Below are 15,369 nucleotides of genomic sequence, written 5' to 3' on the forward strand. Positions count from 1 at the left end.
TCTGCATGGCCGACGACTACGACTACGACCTCTTCACCATCGGCGGCGGATCGGGCGGCGTACGTGCCAGCCGGATTGCCGCATCGCACGGCGCGAAAGTCGCGCTGGCAGAGGAGTTCCGCGTCGGCGGCACCTGCGTGATCCGGGGCTGCGTGCCCAAGAAGATGCTCGTTTACGGCGCGCATTTCGCCGAGGATCTCGAGGATTGCGAGAAGTTCGGCTGGTCGATTGAAGGAAAGAGTTTCGACTGGGTCAAGCTGCGCGACCATGTGCAGAAGGACATCGACCGCCTCAACGGCGCCTACACCGACACGCTCGAGAACCACGACGTCGAGATTTTTCACGAGCGCGCGGAAATTACCGGCGATCATGAAATCACGCTGGCGAGCGGCAAGACAGTCACCGCGAAGTATATCCTCGTCGCCACCGGCGCGCGGCCGCATGTGCCCGATTGCCCGGGTCACGAGCATGGCATCACCAGCAACGAGGCATTCCACCTCGACGCAATCCCCGAGCGCATCCTGATCGCAGGCGGCGGCTATATCGCCAACGAGTTCGCCGGTATCTTCAACGAGTTCGGCAGCAAGGTGACGATCATCAACCGGTCGGACACGCTGCTGCGGTCCTACGACGAAAGCCTGCGCGACCGCCTGCTGCAGATCAGCATGATGAAGGGCATCGACTTCCGCTTCCACGCCGAGTTCCGGTGCATCGAGAAGCTGGACAACGGCAAGCTCAAGGTCTCGATGACCAATCACGACGACATGGAAGTCGATTGCGTGATGTTCGCGACCGGCCGTCTGCCGAACACCGAAGGGCTCGGTCTCGACACCATCGGCGTCGAACTGGGCGACAAGGGCGAAATCAAGGTCGACCGCTTCAGCAAGACCAATGTCGATTATGTCTATGCCGTCGGCGATGTGACCGACCGCGTCCAGCTGACCCCGGTCGCCATCCGCGAGGGCCAGGCTTTTGCCGATACCGTCTTCGGCAGCGGAGACCCGGTCGCAGTCGATCATTCCTGCATTCCGAGCGCCGTTTTCAGCCATCCGCCCATCGCGGCGGTCGGCATGACCGAGGGCGAGGCCAAGAACCAGCTCGGCAACGTGAAGGTCTATATCTCGGACTTCCGCGCGATGAAGAACGTCGTCGCCGACCGTCACGAGCGCAGCCTGTACAAGATGATCTGCGATGCCGGGAACGACCGCATCGTCGGCATTCACATGATAGGCCCCGAGGCGCCCGAGATCATGCAGGCAGCGGCCGTCGCGGTGAAGGCGGGCCTGACCAAGGCCGATTTCGACGCGACCACCGCGATCCACCCGACGATGGCGGAAGAGCTGGTGCTGCTGAAATAGGTTCAGCGGTCAGTCAGGGGTTGGATCGCACAAGTCCCTGATGATCCGGCTTTTTCCCCTCTTCGCCCTTTGCGCTGCCTGCACTCCGACCGGAGAGCAGGAGGCCGAAAAGACCTACGCGACCCAGACCGAGGCGCTGAGCCCGGACTATCGCGTGCTGCTGGCCGAAGAGTCGCTCGGCAACGTAAGCTGGGTGCGGCGCGAGGCGAGCGCACCTCCGCCTGCCGATGCGAAAGCGATCGGTGAAACTTGGATGGCGCGGCTCGAAGAGCGCGATGCGCTTCTCGGCGCGGGCTTCGCCGGCAAGGGACCGGACGGGCCGGTCATCTCGCTCGATACGGGCCTGACCGAACAGGAATTCGATGGGTGGGTCCGTGAGAACGGATGGTCCGTTCCCGATCACATCTCCTGGACCTTCGTTCCTGCGCTCAACCTGCCGCCAGTCGCCGATGTGGCGCGCGACGGCATCCGGGTTTGGCCCGCATCGACCGCCCGGACGGGAGCGCAGATGGAAGCCCTGCTTTACGGACGGGTCGAGCTTCGCGACGGGTGTTTCTACGTCGGCGAAGGCAATTCGGAGCCGGACAAGCTTGCCTGGTTCCATGCCGAGATGGGCCTCGACCGCGATGCGCAGGGTTTCTACGTCCTGAGAAGCCGCGTTTCCGGCCAAACGATGGCGCGCATTGGCGAGCAGATGAATTGGGGCGGCCCTGCTACGGCCGTCATCCCCCCTCAAGCCGAGAAAGCCCTGCGCGCAGCCTGCGGCGATGCGCCGATCTATGTCGTCGGTTCACCGGAATCGAGCGCGCGGTTCAACACGCAGTATCCGCCAAGCATCCCGCCTCCGCCGCCACCCGCCCCTTGATTGCAGATCGCCACCGGCTGGCCTAATCTCCTCGCAACAGGGAGACAGGATATGGCGGGTACGGTCTGCGTAACGGGCGGCACGGGTTACATTGCGGGCGAGCTGATAAGGCAGCTTCTCGCCAAGGGGTGGACGGTCCACGCGACCGTTCGCAACAAGGCGAAGAGCGAAGCCAAGCTGCGCGAGCGCGTCGGCAATCCGGGAGAGGACCGTTTCAAGGTTTTCGAAGCCGAACTGATGAGCGACGAGGGCTGGGCAGAGGCGATGGCCGGTTGCACCCACTGCGCGCATGTCGCCTCGCCGATCGCCGCATCGACCCCGAAAGACGAGGACGAGATGATCGTCCCAGCGCGCGAAGGAACCTTGCGCGCATTACGCTTTGCCAAGGAGGCGGGGGTCAAGCGCTTCGTCCAAACGAGCTCAATGGCGGCAGTCGCCTATGGCCGCAGCGAAAAGGTCTACACCGTCGACGAGCGCGACTGGACCGACATCTCGCACCCGGACGTCTATCCTTACGTCAAATCCAAGACCATCGCCGAACGCGCCGCGCGCGATTGGGTGGCGGAGCATGGCGGCGACTTGGAGTTCGTTTCGGTCAATCCCTCGATGGTGCTCGGCCCGGTCGACGATCCCGATTTCTCGCCCTCGGTCGAGGCGGTGAAGCAATTGCTCAACGGCTCGATGCCGATGGCACCCGATCTCGGCTTCGCCATTGTCGACACGCGCGACTGCGCCGAGCTGCATCTACGCTGCCTCGAGGAGCCCGATCTCGCGAACGAGCGCTTCCTCGCTTCGGGCCGTTTCATGAAAATGATCGAGGTCGGCGAAGTGATCCGCAGGAACCTCCCGCCCGAGCATACGAAGAAAGTGCCGACCAAGGTCATGCCGAACTGGATGGTCTCGGTGCTCAGCCTGTTCAACGCAGGCGTGCGCTCGATCAAGTCGGAACTCGGCAAGACGCGCGAGACCGATGCGAGCCATGCCAAACAGCGGCTCGGCTGGGAAACCCGCCCGGCGGAAGAAAGCATCACCGATTGCGCGAAAAGCCTGATCGAGAAGGGCGTGGTGAAGGTCTGATGGACGTTTCGGGCAAGACGGTCCTGCTGACCGGCGGCAGCGCCGGCATCGGACGCGAACTCGCGCGGCAGCTCAAGGCGAAAGGCGCGAAGGTCATCCTGACGGGCCGCAATGTCGAGCGGCTCGACTTCATGCGTGCCGAGGGTTTCGAGACGATCCGGGCGGACCTGTCGAATGCCGATGGCGTCGATGCGCTGGTGCGCGACCTGGGCGAGCGGCCGATCGATGTGCTGATCAACAATGCAGGGCAGGGTGTCGACCACGATTTCCGCAAGGCCGCGCCCGATGCGAATGCGTCGGACGGCTGCATCTATGCGAACCTCAATGCCCCCGTCCGGCTGATCACGGCGCTGTTGCCGCGCTTGCGTGAGCGGGGCGAGGCGGCGATCGTCAATGTGACGAGCGGCCTTGCGATCGCGCCGCGTGCCGGAAGCCCGGTCTATTGCGCGACAAAGGCTGGCCTCCGCAGCTACACGAAGGCCCTGCGCGCGCAGCTCAAGGGCGAGAATATCCATGTGATCGAGGCGCTGCCTCCCGTCGTGGATACGCAGATGACCGCCGACCGCGATGGCAACAAGCTTTCGCCGCAGGACTGCGCCAGCCAGATCATGGCGGCGATCGAGGGCAACCGCGACGAGGCGAATGTCGGCATGGTCAAGATATTGCGCGTGGTGAACTCGATCAGCCCGAAGCTTGCCGAAAGCATCATGCTGCGCTTCTGAGGGCAGTGCGCTTTCCTCGCTTGACGCTTTGCAACTGCGCTGGCTAACCGCTTGCCGGAAAACAGGGAGAGCGCATGTCCGCCAATATCGCCGAAATGGAACGCCGCCGTGAAGCCGCCCGCATGGGTGGTGGACAGAAGCGGATCGACGCGCAGCATGCCAAGGGCAAGCTGACCGCGCGCGAACGGCTCGAAGTGCTGCTCGACGAGGACAGCTTCGAAGAGCTCGACACCTATGTCGAACACGATTGCGTCGATTTCGGGATGCAGGACCAGAAGATCCCGGGCGACGGCGTGGTCACCGGATCGGGCACGATCAACGGCCGCCTCGTCTATGTATTCAGCCAGGACTTCACCGTCTTCGGCGGCTCGCTGTCGAAGCGCCACGCGGAGAAGATCTGCAAGGTGATGGACACTGCGATGAAGGTCGGCGCACCGGTCATCGGCCTCAACGATTCCGGTGGCGCGCGCATCCAGGAAGGCGTCGCATCGCTCGGCGGCTATGCCGAGGTGTTCCAGCGCAACGTGCTCGCCAGCGGCGTCGTGCCGCAGATCAGCGTCATCATGGGCCCGTGCGCGGGCGGTGCGGTCTACTCGCCGGCCATGACCGACTTCATCTTCATGGTCGAAGACAGCTCCTACATGTTCGTCACCGGCCCGGACGTGGTGAAGACGGTGACCAACGAAGTCGTCACGCAGGAAGAGCTTGGCGGGGCGAAAACGCACACCACCAAGACCTCGGTCGCCGACGTCGCCTTCGAGAACGATATCGAGGCGCTGCTCGCGACGCGCAATTTCTTCGACTACCTGCCTCTCTCCAACCGCGAGGAAGTGCCCGAGCGTCCGACCGCCGATCCGTGGGACCGCGAGGACCATTCGCTCGACACGCTGATCCCGGCGAATGCCAACCAGCCTTACGACATGCACGAAGTCATCCGTAAGGTGGTGGACGAGGGCGACTTCTTCGAAGTCCAGCCGAACCACGCGGCGAACATCATATGCGGCTTCGGCCGGGTGGAGGGGCGCACCGTGGGTGTCGTCGCCAACCAGCCGATGGTGCTGGCCGGCGTGCTCGACATCAACAGCTCCAAGAAGGCCGCGCGTTTCGTGCGGTTCTGCGACGCATTCGAGATTCCGATCCTGACGCTCGTCGACGTGCCCGGCTTCCTTCCCGGCACCGACCAGGAGCACAATGGCATCATCAAGCACGGCGCGAAGCTGCTGTTCGCCTATGCCGAGGCGACCGTGCCCAAGATCACCGTGATCACCCGCAAGGCCTATGGCGGCGCCTACGACGTGATGGCCTCGAAGCATTTGCGCGGCGACTTGAACTACGCCTGGCCCACCGCCGAGATCGCGGTGATGGGCGCCAAGGGCGCGGTCGAGATCATCTTCCGCCAGGACCGCGACGATCCCGACAAGATCGCCGAGAAAACGAAGGAATACGAAGACCGCTTCGCCAACCCCTTCGTGGCGGCGCAGCGCGGCTATATCGACGAGGTGATCTACCCGCACTCGACGCGCAAGCGGATCGCGCTGGGGCTTAGGAAGTTGCGCACGAAGCAGCTCGAGAACCCGTGGAAGAAGCACGACAACATTCCGTTGTGAGGTGATTGATGAACTGCCGGCATTGCGAAACCGAGTTAGATGAAGCGGCCAAGTTCTGCAGTGAGTGCGGAAGGAAAGTCATCGCTGGAACTCCAGCCAGCCGACGTGAGGCACTTGCGAAACATGCTCGGTCTGTTCTTGACGAAGGTCGGGTCGCCGCAGGCGATGGTATCGAGCTCGCAAAAGAGGGAATCAAGACACCGACAGGGAAAAGCGTTGCCGCTTGTGCTGCGATTGGAGCAGCAGCCGGGGCTGCAATCCCTCTTGTTGGAACGGTCACTGGTGCAGGTATTGGCGCCTTCATTGGCCTAGTCAGGAAGCTTTGAAATGAAACTAGGCCGTCTCAACCACATCGGCGTCGCTACGCCTTCGATCGAGGAATCGATCCGCTATTACCGTGACGTCATGGGCGCCACTCGCTTCCACAAGCCCTTCGATCTCGAGGCGCAGGGGGTGAAGGTCTGCTTCGTCGATACGCCGGGTGAGAATGGCACCAATGGCACGCAGATCGAGCTGATCGAGCCGCTCGGTCCGGAAAGCCCGATCAACAATTTTCTCGAGAAGAACCCGTCGGGCGGGCAGCACCATGTCTGCTATGAAGTCGAGGATATCGAGGAGGCGCGCAAGTGGTTCGAGGACATGGGCAAGCGCATCCTCGGCCCCACGCGCATCGGCGCGCATGGCACGCCGATCTTCTTCCTCCACCCGAAGGACATGATGGGCCAGCTGACCGAGATTATGGAAACGCCGAAGGAAGGCTCCCACTGGTCGAACTGACCGGTCCGGGGAGGGGAGAAAAACTTGCTGTTCTACGATAGCCCGAACCCGGCGCCCAATCCGCGCCGCGTCCGCATTTTCGCAGCCGAGAAGGGCATCGAGCTTCCGAGCCGCGAAGTCTCCATTCCCAAGCGCGAGCAGAAGGCGCCCGAATTTCTCGCCAAGAACCCGCGCGGGCAGACTCCGGCGCTCGAACTCGACGACGGTACGGTGATTGCGGAGAGCGTCGCGATCATGCGCTATCTCGAAGCCGAGCACCCCGAGCCGCCGCTGTTCGGGACTTCGGCGAAGGACATCGCCGAAATCGAGATGTGGTCGCGCCGGGTCGAAATGATCCTCATGCCGCCGGTCGGCGCGGTCTGGGTTCACACCCATCCGTTCACTGCCGCGCTGCCCGGTCGCAATGCCGAGTGGGGCGAGGCGAACCGGCCGCGGGTGGCAGAGGCGATGCGCTTCTTCGACCAGTCTCTCGCCGATCGCGAGTACCTCGCCGGCGATGCGTTCAGCGCTGCCGACATCCTGCTGCTGACGACCGTCGATTTCGCCGGTTTCGTCGGGCTGGAGATGCCGGAGGAATGCGAAGCACTGGCAGCCTGGCACGATCGAGTCTCGGCTCGTCCCAGCGCCTCGGCCTGAGCTTTCGACGCAGCGCGCCGTAGCGGACTTGCTAAGCGCCCCCGCACGGGTCTAGTCCGTTTCCAAACAAAACCTTTGGGGAGAGCCTCGTGAGCTACGAAACGATCATCGTCGAAAAGGACGGCCCGCTTACCACCATCACGCTCAATCGCCCGGATCGCCTCAACGCGATGCCGCCTCAGATGGCGGACGAGCTTGGCTCGGCGTTCTACGACCTTGGCGATAGCCGTGCGGTTCTCATCACCGGTGCGGGCAAGGGCTTCTGCTCTGGCGCCGATCTTGCTGCGCGCGGCGAACGCAGCGCGCTCGAGGCGAAGGGCGGCAGCCACCGCGCCTTGCAGAACCACTACAACCCCGCCGTCAGCATGGTGCTTCGCGCGCCGGTCCCGGTGATCTGCGCAGTCAACGGCCCTGCCGCAGGCGTCGGCTGTTCGCTCGCGCTGGCGGGCGACTTCGTGCTCGCGGGCAAGAGCGCCTATTTCCTGCAGGCTTTCGTCAACATCGGCCTCGTTCCCGATGGCGGCTCGACCTGGCTGCTCGCGCGCACCATCGGCCGGGCACGCGCGACCCGCATGATGATGCTGGGCGAGAAGATCGGCGCCGAGCAGGCGGAGGACTGGGGCCTCATCTACAAGGCGGTCGACGACGATGCGCTGATGAGCGAGGCGAAGGCGCTGGCAGAAAAGCTTGCGAACGGCCCGACCCTCGCGCTTGCGACGATGAAGCGCAACATCGCGACCGCAATGGACGGCAGCCTCACCGACGTGTTCCTTGCCGAGGCCGAGGGCCAGCAGAAGGCCGGTGCGAGCGCCGATGCGATGGAAGGCGGCATGGCTTTCCTCCAGAAGCGCAAGCCCGAGTTCAAGGGACAGTAAGGCGAATGGTCATCCCTGCGAAAGCAGGGATCCAGGGTCGCAGGCTCTCCCTCCGATTTCTCTCGATTCCCGCTTTCGCGGGAACGACGATTCTTGTTAGAGGCGCGGCATGACCGACAAACCAAGCTACGACGACTGGAAAGCCCGCGCCGAGAAAGAGGTGAAGGGCCGTGACCTCACGTGGTCGACGCCCGAGGGCTTCGACATCAAGCCGCTTTACACGAGTGCGGACACCGAGGGGATGGACCCCGGCGCTCCGGGCTTCGCGCCGTTCACGCGCGGCCCGTACGCCTCGATGTACACCGGTCGTCCGTGGACGATCCGCCAATACGCGGGCTTCTCGACCGCCGAGGAATCGAACGCGTTCTATCGCCGCAACCTCGCGATGGGACAGAAGGGCCTGTCGGTCGCCTTCGACCTCGCGACCCACCGCGGCTACGACAGCGACCATCCGCGCGTGGTCGGCGATGTCGGCAAGGCGGGCGTCGCGATCGACACCGTGCGCGACATGGAAATCCTGTTCGACCAGATCCCGCTCGATGAAATGAGCGTGTCGATGACCATGAACGGCGCGGTCATTCCGGTGATGGCGTTCTACATCGTCGCGGCCGAACGGCAGGGGGTGAGCGCGGACAAGCTCGCCGGGACCATCCAGAACGACATCCTCAAGGAGTTCATGGTCCGCAACACCTACATCTATCCGCCCGAGCCGAGCATGCGGATCGTCTCGGACATCATCGCCTACACCAGCGATAACATGCCGAAATTCAACAGCATTTCGATTTCCGGCTATCACATGCACGAAGCCGGCGCGACGGCTGTGCAGGAACTCGCCTTCACCATCGCGGACGGCAAGGAATACGCCAAGCGCGCGATCGAAACCGGGCTCGACCTCGACAAGTTCGCACCGCGCCTGTCGTTCTTCTTCGGCATCGGGATGAACTTCTTCATGGAAGTCGCCAAGCTGCGCGCCGCGCGTACGTTGTGGCACGACGTGATGGACGGGCTGGGCGCCGAAAATCCCAAGTCGAAAATGCTGCGCACCCACTGCCAGACGAGCGGTGTCTCGCTGCAGGAGCAGGATCCCTACAACAACGTCATCCGCACTACGATCGAGGCGATGGCAGCGGTGCTGGGCGGTACGCAGTCGCTCCACACCAATGCGCTCGACGAGGCGATCGCGCTGCCGACCGATTTCTCCGCCCGCATCGCGCGCAACACGCAGCTAGTGCTCCAGGAGGAAAGCGGCATCTGCAACGTCGCCGATCCGCTCGGCGGGTCGTATTACGTCGAGAGCCTCACGGCGACTTTGGTCGAGGAGGCCAAGAAGCTGATGGACGAGGTCGATGCGGCAGGCGGCATGACCGCCTTCGTCGCGACCGGTAAGCCCAAGGCGCTGATCGAGGAGGCCGCCGCGGTCAAGCAGACCAGCGTCGACAAGGGCGAGACGGTGATCGTCGGGGTCAACAAGTACCGCAAGGACGAGGAAGACCCGATCGAGACGCTCGACATTGACAATCACGCAGTGCGCCAGAGCCAGATTGCGCGCATTGAGCGAGTGCGTTCGGAGCGTGACGAGGCGGCGTGCAAGGCAGCTCTCGATGCTCTCACCGAAGGCGCGAAGGGCGGCGGCAACCTGCTGGCGCTCGCTGTTGAGGCCGCTCGCCACGATGCGACGCTGGGCGAGATTTCCGCGGCGATGGAAGCGGTCTTCGGTCGCCACGATGCGACGCCCAAGCCGGTGCGCGGCGTCTACAAGTCGGCTTACGAGTTCGACCGGCGATGGCAGCAGGTGCTCGACGGTGTCGAGGCTGTCGAACGTCGCCTCGGTCGCAAGCCGAAGATCATGGTCGCCAAGATGGGCCAGGACGGCCACGACCGCGGCGCCAATGTGATTGCCTCCGCCTTTGCCGACATGGGCTTCGACGTGGTGTCCGGTCCGCTGTTCCAGACGCCGCAGGAAACGCTCGAAATGGCGCTGGAAAACGGCGTCGATGCGATCGGCGCAAGCAGCCTCGCCGCGGGCCACAAGACGCTCATTCCCGAACTGATCGGCCTGCTGAAAGAGGCCGGGCGGAGCGATATCAAGGTCGTTGCCGGCGGCGTGATCCCGCCGCAGGACTACGATTTCCTGCGCGATGCCGGGGTGCAGGGCATCTATGGTCCGGGCTCGAACGTGGTCGAATGCGGCGCGGACATGCTCCGCCTGCTCGGCCACAACATGCCCCCCGCCGGAGACGAGCTGGACGAGGCGGCAGAGTGAAAACCACCCTGCTGGCTTTCGCCGCAGCCTTGAGTATCGCGGCTCCCACCCTTGCGCATGAGAGCCAGCTTGAACCGCTGACCATCGGCACGTCGCATATCGTTTCGACACATGGCGAAGAGCGCCGGATCAACGTCGTGCTCCCCTCGGACTACGAGGAGGGAGAGGCGAAATACCCGCTGGTCATCGTGCTCGATGGCGGGACCGGGCAGGACCTCTTCCTCGCCCTCGGTATCGCAAGGTGGAACGAGCTGTGGGGCCGCAGCGAGCAGGCAATCGTCGTCGGAGTAGAGACCGTCGACCGCCAGCGCGAGCTTCTTCCGCCAACCGCCGATGCTGCCGAGCAGGAGCGTTATCCGACCGCAGGTGAGGTCGACGCATTCCGGGGCTGGCTGATCGGCGAGATCGTGCCGATGCTGCGCGAAACCTATCGCCACGACGGGCGTGCGTATCTCGTCGGCGAAAGCGCTGCCGGTCACTTCGTTGCCGAAACATGGGCACACCAGCCCGGCGCATTCGACGGCTACGCCGCGCTGTCCCCCAGCTTCCAGTGGGACGGGCAACGCCTTTCCCGCGAGTTTGAAGCTATGGGCGCGCAGGAACGTCCGCCGATCTTCGTATCGCTGGCCGATGAGGGCGGGGCGACCGAGGAAGGGGCATTACGCTTCGTTTCGGCGGCCGGTCCTTCCCTCTGCTTCGCGGACCGCCGCGAAAGCCACGTGCGCCACTCCAACACTCTGCACCAATTGCTTCCCGAAGCACTCCAGTTCCTGATGCCGACCGAAGCCGACTGGCTCGAAGAGTTCGGTTTCACGGTCGAGTGCAAACAAAACGACGGGCCTTCCGAATGACCGAAATTCGCACCGACTGGACCCGCGAGGAGATCGCGGGCCTCTTCGACTTGCCCTTTACCGAGCTGCTGTTCCGTGCAGCGACGGTCCACCGCGAGTTCCATCCGCCCGAGCAGATCCAGCTGTGCACGCTGCTATCGATCAAGACCGGCGGTTGCCCCGAGGATTGCGGCTATTGCTCGCAGTCGGTGAAGGCCGATAGCGGCGTCGAGGCGACCAAGCTGATGGAGGTGCAGTCAGTTCTCCAGCGCGCGGCACAGGCCAAGGACCAGGGCTCGCAGCGTTTCTGCATGGGCGCGGCGTGGCGCAATCCGAAGGACCGCGACATGCCCGCGATCGTCGAGATCGTGAAGGGCGTCTCCGCCATGGGTCTCGAGACCTGCATGACGCTGGGCATGCTGACGCCGAAACAGGCGGAGATGCTGAAAGAGGCTGGCCTCGATTACTACAACCACAATGTCGATACCGGCCCCGAGTATTACGAACGTGTCATCTCGACTCGCAATTACCAGGACCGCCTCGACACGCTGCAGAACGTGCGCGATGCGGGCATCAACGTATGCAGCGGCGGGATCGTGGGGATGGGCGAAACGCGCGAGGATCGTGTCGGCTTCGTCCACACGCTGGCGACGCTCGAGCGCCATCCCGAAAGCGTGCCGGTCAATGCACTGGTGCCTGTCAAAGGCACGGTGCTGGGCGACATGCTTGCCGATACGCCGCTGGCCAAGATCGACGACATCGAGTTCGTGCGGACCGTCGCAGTGGCGCGCATCTGCATGCCAATGAGCATGGTGCGCCTGTCCGCAGGCCGTGAAAGCATGAGCGAGGCGACGCAGGCGCTTTGCTTCATGGCGGGCGCGAACTCGATCTTCACCGGCGACAAGCTGCTCACTGCGCCCAATGCCGGTGACGACAGCGATGCAGCCCTGTTTGCGAAACTCGGCCTTACCGCATTGGAAGGTGAGGAACCCCTTCGTCGGGAGAAGGGTGGGGCATGCAAGGAGGTCGAACCGGCTCGATGACGAATAGGCCTATCCTGGTCACTCTCGCCTATTGGGGCGTCGTCGCGATCATCCACCTCAATCGGCGCCGCGCCTCGGAGTAAGCGCGCGCGCCGGTGCTGCGTCCGCCGGAGCATGCCGTTCTCTGGTGCAGCCTCAATGCGGCGCGGGTAATATACTGACACCGTTTGCAAAATCTGGGATCTTCGCGTTACAACCCGCCATGTCGCTGCGAGCCTGCAGCGCTTCGGGGGTGTCGGCATGAGTGACTGGAAGAGCAAGCAGATCGAGCGTTTCCGGTCTTCGAACAGCGAAGACATCATGTACGATTACTTCAAGCACCTCGTCTCGCTTTCCCTGATCACCATCGGCGGCATGGTGACGATCGGCCAGGGGCTGTTCGGCGATGCCCTGCCGCTGCGCGAACTGTCCTGGGCGGTCGGGCTGGTCGGGATCGGCGGCGTCCTCGCGTTCCAGGGCCAGTTCGAGATCGTGCGCATCGCAGGAGGCGGAGAGGCATCGGTCTGGCTCCGCTTCGTTCATCGCCTCGCACCGATCAGCTTCGGCGCGGGGATCGGCGTTTTCCTCGGTTCGATTTTCATTCCTGCGCTGTGATCTGCCGCTTCCAAGGCAGAAACGGAGAAGTACCCAGCAGGTTGATGAAGCAGGCTTACGTTACGGCTTTGCGTGCCGCAGCTTGACAAAACGGCGATAAAAGCGTGTCTTGCGCGTCGCTGGGGGACAACAGCATAACAATTCGGATCGCTTCTTAGGGTCGTTATCCTTCTGATGGGGAGAGGACGTATGAAGAAGCTTGTGTTGACTGCCGTTGCGGCAGCGATGTGTGTTACCGCACCTATGCCAGCGGCTGCCGACAATCACGCGGCACCGGAGTTGGCCGAGGTCGACTGGTACCGTGTCATGATGATCAAGTGGAAACCGGGCAAGGCCGGTCGCGCCCACGAGATGATCGACCAGTTCCGCAAGGTTGACGAGGCGCTCGGCCTTTCGGGCGGCGTGGACATCCACATGAACACCGGTGAGTGGGACAGCATCGTCGCGCTTCCCATGCGGCAGGGGATCGCCGCAATGGGCTGGAAGGAAAATCCGGAAGGCAAGAAGTGGGACGACGAGCTCGCTCGCCAGCTGGGCGGTAAGGAAAAGGTCGAGGAGATGTGGAAGGAATTCGACTCCCTGATCGCGCGCCAGCAGCGCCATATCGGGCATATCGACCGCGATTGACGCGCATCACTTGATGCAGGGCCTCCGCTGGGGCATGGGCATGCAACGCTCATGCGACAGTCGGAGGCCCGCTTGTTTTCCAAGATACTGATTGCCAACCGCGGCGAAATTGCCTGCCGCGTCATCAAGACCGCTCGCCGCATGGGGATCGCAACGGTCGCAGTCTATTCCGATGCCGATGCCCGCGCGCCTTTCGTGAAGATGGCGGACGAGGCGGTGCACATCGGCCCGGCTCCCGCGGCTGAAAGCTACCTCATCGCCGACAAGATCATCGAGGCCTGCAAGCAGACCGCGGCCGAAGCGGTTCACCCGGGCTATGGCTTCCTGTCCGAGCGCGCGAGCTTCGTCGAAGCGCTCGCCAAGGAAAACATCGCCTTCATCGGCCCGCCGGCCGGCGCGATCGCGGCGATGGGCGATAAGATCGAATCGAAGAAGCTGGCCAAGGAAGCGGGCGTAAACGTCGTGCCCGGCTTCGTCGGCGAAATCCGCGATACCGACCACGCGGTCGAGATCAGCAACGACATCGGCTACCCCGTGATGATGAAGGCCAGCGCCGGCGGCGGGGGCAAGGGCATGCGCCTCGCCTATTCCGAGAAGGACGTGCGCGAAGGCTTCGAGAGCGTGAAGCGCGAAGGCCTCAACTCCTTCGGCGACGACCGCGTCTTCATCGAGAAATTCATCGAAGACCCGCGCCATATCGAGATCCAGATCCTCGGCGACAAGCACGGCAACGTCCTCTACCTGAACGAGCGCGAATGCTCGATCCAGCGTCGCCACCAGAAGGTGGTCGAGGAAGCGCCGTCTCCCTTCGTTACGCCGAAAATGCGCAAGGCGATGGGTGAGCAGTGCGTCGCACTCTCCAAGGCGGTCGACTACCATTCCGCAGGCACGGTCGAACTGATCGTCAGCGGTGCGGACAAGACCGGGGAGAGCTTCTACTTCCTCGAAATGAACACCCGCCTGCAGGTCGAACATCCGGTGACCGAAGCAATCACCGGTATCGATCTCGTCGAACAGATGATCCGCGTTGCTGCCGGCGAGAAACTGGCAATGACGCAGGACGATATCGGCATCGACGGCTGGGCGATCGAGAACCGCGTCTATGCAGAAGACCCCTATCGCGGCTTCCTCCCCTCGACCGGCCGTCTGGTGGAATACCGCCCGCCGCTCGACGGCTGGACCGACGATGGCAGCGCGAACGGTCGCCGCGGGGTCGATGGTGTGCGCGTGGACGACGGCGTCTACGAGGGCGGCGAAGTCTCGATGTTCTACGACCCGATGATCGCCAAGCTGATCACCTGGGGCGAAACGCGCGACGAGGCGGCGGACCTCCAGGTCCAGGCGCTCGACGCATTCCGCATCGTCGGCCTCGGCCACAACGTCGATTTCCTGAGCGCGATCATGCAGCACGAGCGCTTCCGCTCGGGCGATCTGACGACCGGCTTCATTGCCGAGGAATATCCGGACGGCTTCGAGGGCGCTCCCGCATCGGACGAGCTCAAGCGCGGCCTTGCAGCCGTGGCGGGCGTCATCGCGACCGCAGATGCCGACCGTGCGCGCAGGATCAACCAGCAGCTCGACGGCGACCTTTATGCGCCCGGCGACTGGACCGTCCGCCTGGGCGACACCGACTATGTCGTGCGGCTGGAAGAGGACGCGATTACGGTCGATGACGAACCGCTCGACATCGACATGGAATATACGCCCGGTGAAACCATGGTGGACGTCGAGATCGAGGGCGAGGCGCTGACGCTGCAGCTGAAGCCGACGCGCACCGGCTATGGCATCACGACGCGCGGCGCGACGCATCAGGTTCGCATCCTCCCGACCCGCGTGGCGCATCTTGCCGCGCACATGATCGAGAAGGAGCCGCCGGACCTTTCGAAGATGCTCATCTGCCCGATGCCGGGCCTGCTGGTGAAGCTGCATGTGAGCGAAGGCGAGGAAGTCCAGCCGGGCCAGCCGCTCGCCACGGTCGAGGCGATGAAGATGGAGAACATCCTGCGCGCCGAGAAGCAGGGCACCATCGCGACCATCAACGCCAGCGAAGGCGAGAGCCTCGCAGTCGATGCGGTGATCCTGGAGCTCGAATAAA

At 63.5% G+C, this 15,369-nt stretch carries 15 protein-coding genes; all 15 read left to right on the top strand.

Translation table 11 applies throughout. The annotated features are described in order from the left end of the window. Positions 1-5 precede the first annotated feature (5 nt). The 15 genes from gorA (at position 6) to EO245_RS07820 (ending at position 15,368) form a co-directional block, all read left to right on the top strand. Positions 6-1,358 (top strand): glutathione-disulfide reductase, encoded by a 1,353-nt coding sequence (gorA, locus tag EO245_RS07750; protein ID WP_128892383.1) that lies wholly within the window; start codon positions 6-8, stop codon positions 1,356-1,358. A gap of 40 nt (positions 1,359-1,398) precedes the next feature. After that, positions 1,399-2,223 (top strand): hypothetical protein, encoded by an 825-nt coding sequence (locus EO245_RS07755; RefSeq protein WP_128892384.1) that lies wholly within the window; start codon positions 1,399-1,401, stop codon positions 2,221-2,223. A gap of 51 nt (positions 2,224-2,274) precedes the next feature. Continuing rightward, on the top strand, positions 2,275-3,300 hold the full coding sequence (locus tag EO245_RS07760; protein ID WP_128892385.1) for an NAD-dependent epimerase/dehydratase family protein: 1,026 nt from the start codon (positions 2,275-2,277) through the stop codon (positions 3,298-3,300). Continuing rightward, entirely contained in the window at positions 3,300-4,022 is a 723-nt protein-coding gene (locus EO245_RS07765; RefSeq protein WP_128892386.1) for an SDR family oxidoreductase, read from the top strand. The genes EO245_RS07760 and EO245_RS07765 overlap by 1 nt, the downstream gene beginning before the upstream one ends. A gap of 74 nt (positions 4,023-4,096) precedes the next feature. Continuing rightward, positions 4,097-5,629, top strand: a complete 1,533-nt coding sequence (locus EO245_RS07770; RefSeq protein ID WP_128892387.1) for an acyl-CoA carboxylase subunit beta — start codon at positions 4,097-4,099, stop codon at positions 5,627-5,629. A gap of 8 nt (positions 5,630-5,637) precedes the next feature. Continuing rightward, positions 5,638-5,955 (top strand): zinc ribbon domain-containing protein, encoded by a 318-nt coding sequence (locus tag EO245_RS13580; protein WP_128892388.1) that lies wholly within the window; start codon positions 5,638-5,640, stop codon positions 5,953-5,955. A 1-nt stretch (position 5,956) separates the two neighbouring features. Beyond that, positions 5,957-6,406, top strand: coding sequence for a methylmalonyl-CoA epimerase (mce, locus tag EO245_RS07780; protein WP_128892389.1), 450 nt, complete (start codon positions 5,957-5,959; stop codon positions 6,404-6,406). Between the two features lie 24 nt (positions 6,407-6,430). Next, the gene (locus tag EO245_RS07785) at positions 6,431-7,042 is read left to right on the top strand and encodes a glutathione S-transferase family protein (protein WP_128892390.1); all 612 of its coding nucleotides are present in this window, start codon (positions 6,431-6,433) and stop codon (positions 7,040-7,042) included. Between the two features lie 89 nt (positions 7,043-7,131). Beyond that, on the top strand, positions 7,132-7,917 hold the full coding sequence (locus EO245_RS07790; protein ID WP_128892391.1) for an enoyl-CoA hydratase-related protein: 786 nt from the start codon (positions 7,132-7,134) through the stop codon (positions 7,915-7,917). A gap of 109 nt (positions 7,918-8,026) precedes the next feature. Further along, complete coding sequence (gene scpA / locus EO245_RS07795; protein ID WP_128892392.1) at positions 8,027-10,180, top strand: methylmalonyl-CoA mutase; 2,154 nt, start codon at positions 8,027-8,029, stop codon at positions 10,178-10,180. After that, on the top strand, positions 10,177-11,031 hold the full coding sequence (locus tag EO245_RS07800; RefSeq protein WP_128892393.1) for an alpha/beta hydrolase: 855 nt from the start codon (positions 10,177-10,179) through the stop codon (positions 11,029-11,031). The genes scpA and EO245_RS07800 overlap by 4 nt, the downstream gene beginning before the upstream one ends. After that, entirely contained in the window at positions 11,028-12,053 is a 1,026-nt protein-coding gene (bioB, locus tag EO245_RS07805; RefSeq protein ID WP_128892394.1) for a biotin synthase BioB, read from the top strand. Before EO245_RS07800 ends, bioB begins: the two co-directional genes overlap by 4 nt. 240 nt (positions 12,054-12,293) lie before the next feature. After that, positions 12,294-12,647 carry a hypothetical protein gene (locus EO245_RS07810; protein ID WP_128892395.1) on the top strand — a complete coding sequence of 118 codons (354 nt, stop codon included), beginning with the start codon at positions 12,294-12,296 and terminating at the stop codon, positions 12,645-12,647. 243 nt (positions 12,648-12,890) lie between these two features. After that, positions 12,891-13,274, top strand: coding sequence for a hypothetical protein (locus EO245_RS07815; protein WP_128892396.1), 384 nt, complete (start codon positions 12,891-12,893; stop codon positions 13,272-13,274). 72 nt (positions 13,275-13,346) lie between these two features. Next, on the top strand, positions 13,347-15,368 hold the full coding sequence (locus EO245_RS07820; RefSeq protein ID WP_128892397.1) for an acetyl/propionyl/methylcrotonyl-CoA carboxylase subunit alpha: 2,022 nt from the start codon (positions 13,347-13,349) through the stop codon (positions 15,366-15,368). The last annotated feature ends 1 nt before the right edge of the window (position 15,369 follow it).

Origin of the sequence: Erythrobacter sp. HKB08 (assembly GCF_004114695.1) — a bacterium.
Lineage (GTDB): Bacteria > Pseudomonadota > Alphaproteobacteria > Sphingomonadales > Sphingomonadaceae > Parerythrobacter_A.

Excerpts from the sequence above, each read along its gene's own strand:
- gorA (WP_128892383.1), top strand. The coding sequence starts at position 6 with ATGGCCGACGACTACGACTACGACCTCTTCACCATCGGCGGCGGATCG.
- EO245_RS07755 (WP_128892384.1), top strand. The coding sequence starts at position 1,399 with ATGATCCGGCTTTTTCCCCTCTTCGCCCTTTGCGCTGCCTGCACTCCG.
- EO245_RS07760 (WP_128892385.1), top strand. The coding sequence starts at position 2,275 with ATGGCGGGTACGGTCTGCGTAACGGGCGGCACGGGTTACATTGCGGGC.
- EO245_RS07765 (WP_128892386.1), top strand. The coding sequence starts at position 3,300 with ATGGACGTTTCGGGCAAGACGGTCCTGCTGACCGGCGGCAGCGCCGGC.
- EO245_RS07770 (WP_128892387.1), top strand. The coding sequence starts at position 4,097 with ATGTCCGCCAATATCGCCGAAATGGAACGCCGCCGTGAAGCCGCCCGC.
- EO245_RS13580 (WP_128892388.1), top strand. The coding sequence starts at position 5,638 with ATGAACTGCCGGCATTGCGAAACCGAGTTAGATGAAGCGGCCAAGTTC.
- mce (WP_128892389.1), top strand. The coding sequence starts at position 5,957 with ATGAAACTAGGCCGTCTCAACCACATCGGCGTCGCTACGCCTTCGATC.
- scpA (WP_128892392.1), top strand. The coding sequence starts at position 8,027 with ATGACCGACAAACCAAGCTACGACGACTGGAAAGCCCGCGCCGAGAAA.
- bioB (WP_128892394.1), top strand. The coding sequence starts at position 11,028 with ATGACCGAAATTCGCACCGACTGGACCCGCGAGGAGATCGCGGGCCTC.
- EO245_RS07810 (WP_128892395.1), top strand. The coding sequence starts at position 12,294 with ATGAGTGACTGGAAGAGCAAGCAGATCGAGCGTTTCCGGTCTTCGAAC.
- EO245_RS07815 (WP_128892396.1), top strand. The coding sequence starts at position 12,891 with ATGCCAGCGGCTGCCGACAATCACGCGGCACCGGAGTTGGCCGAGGTC.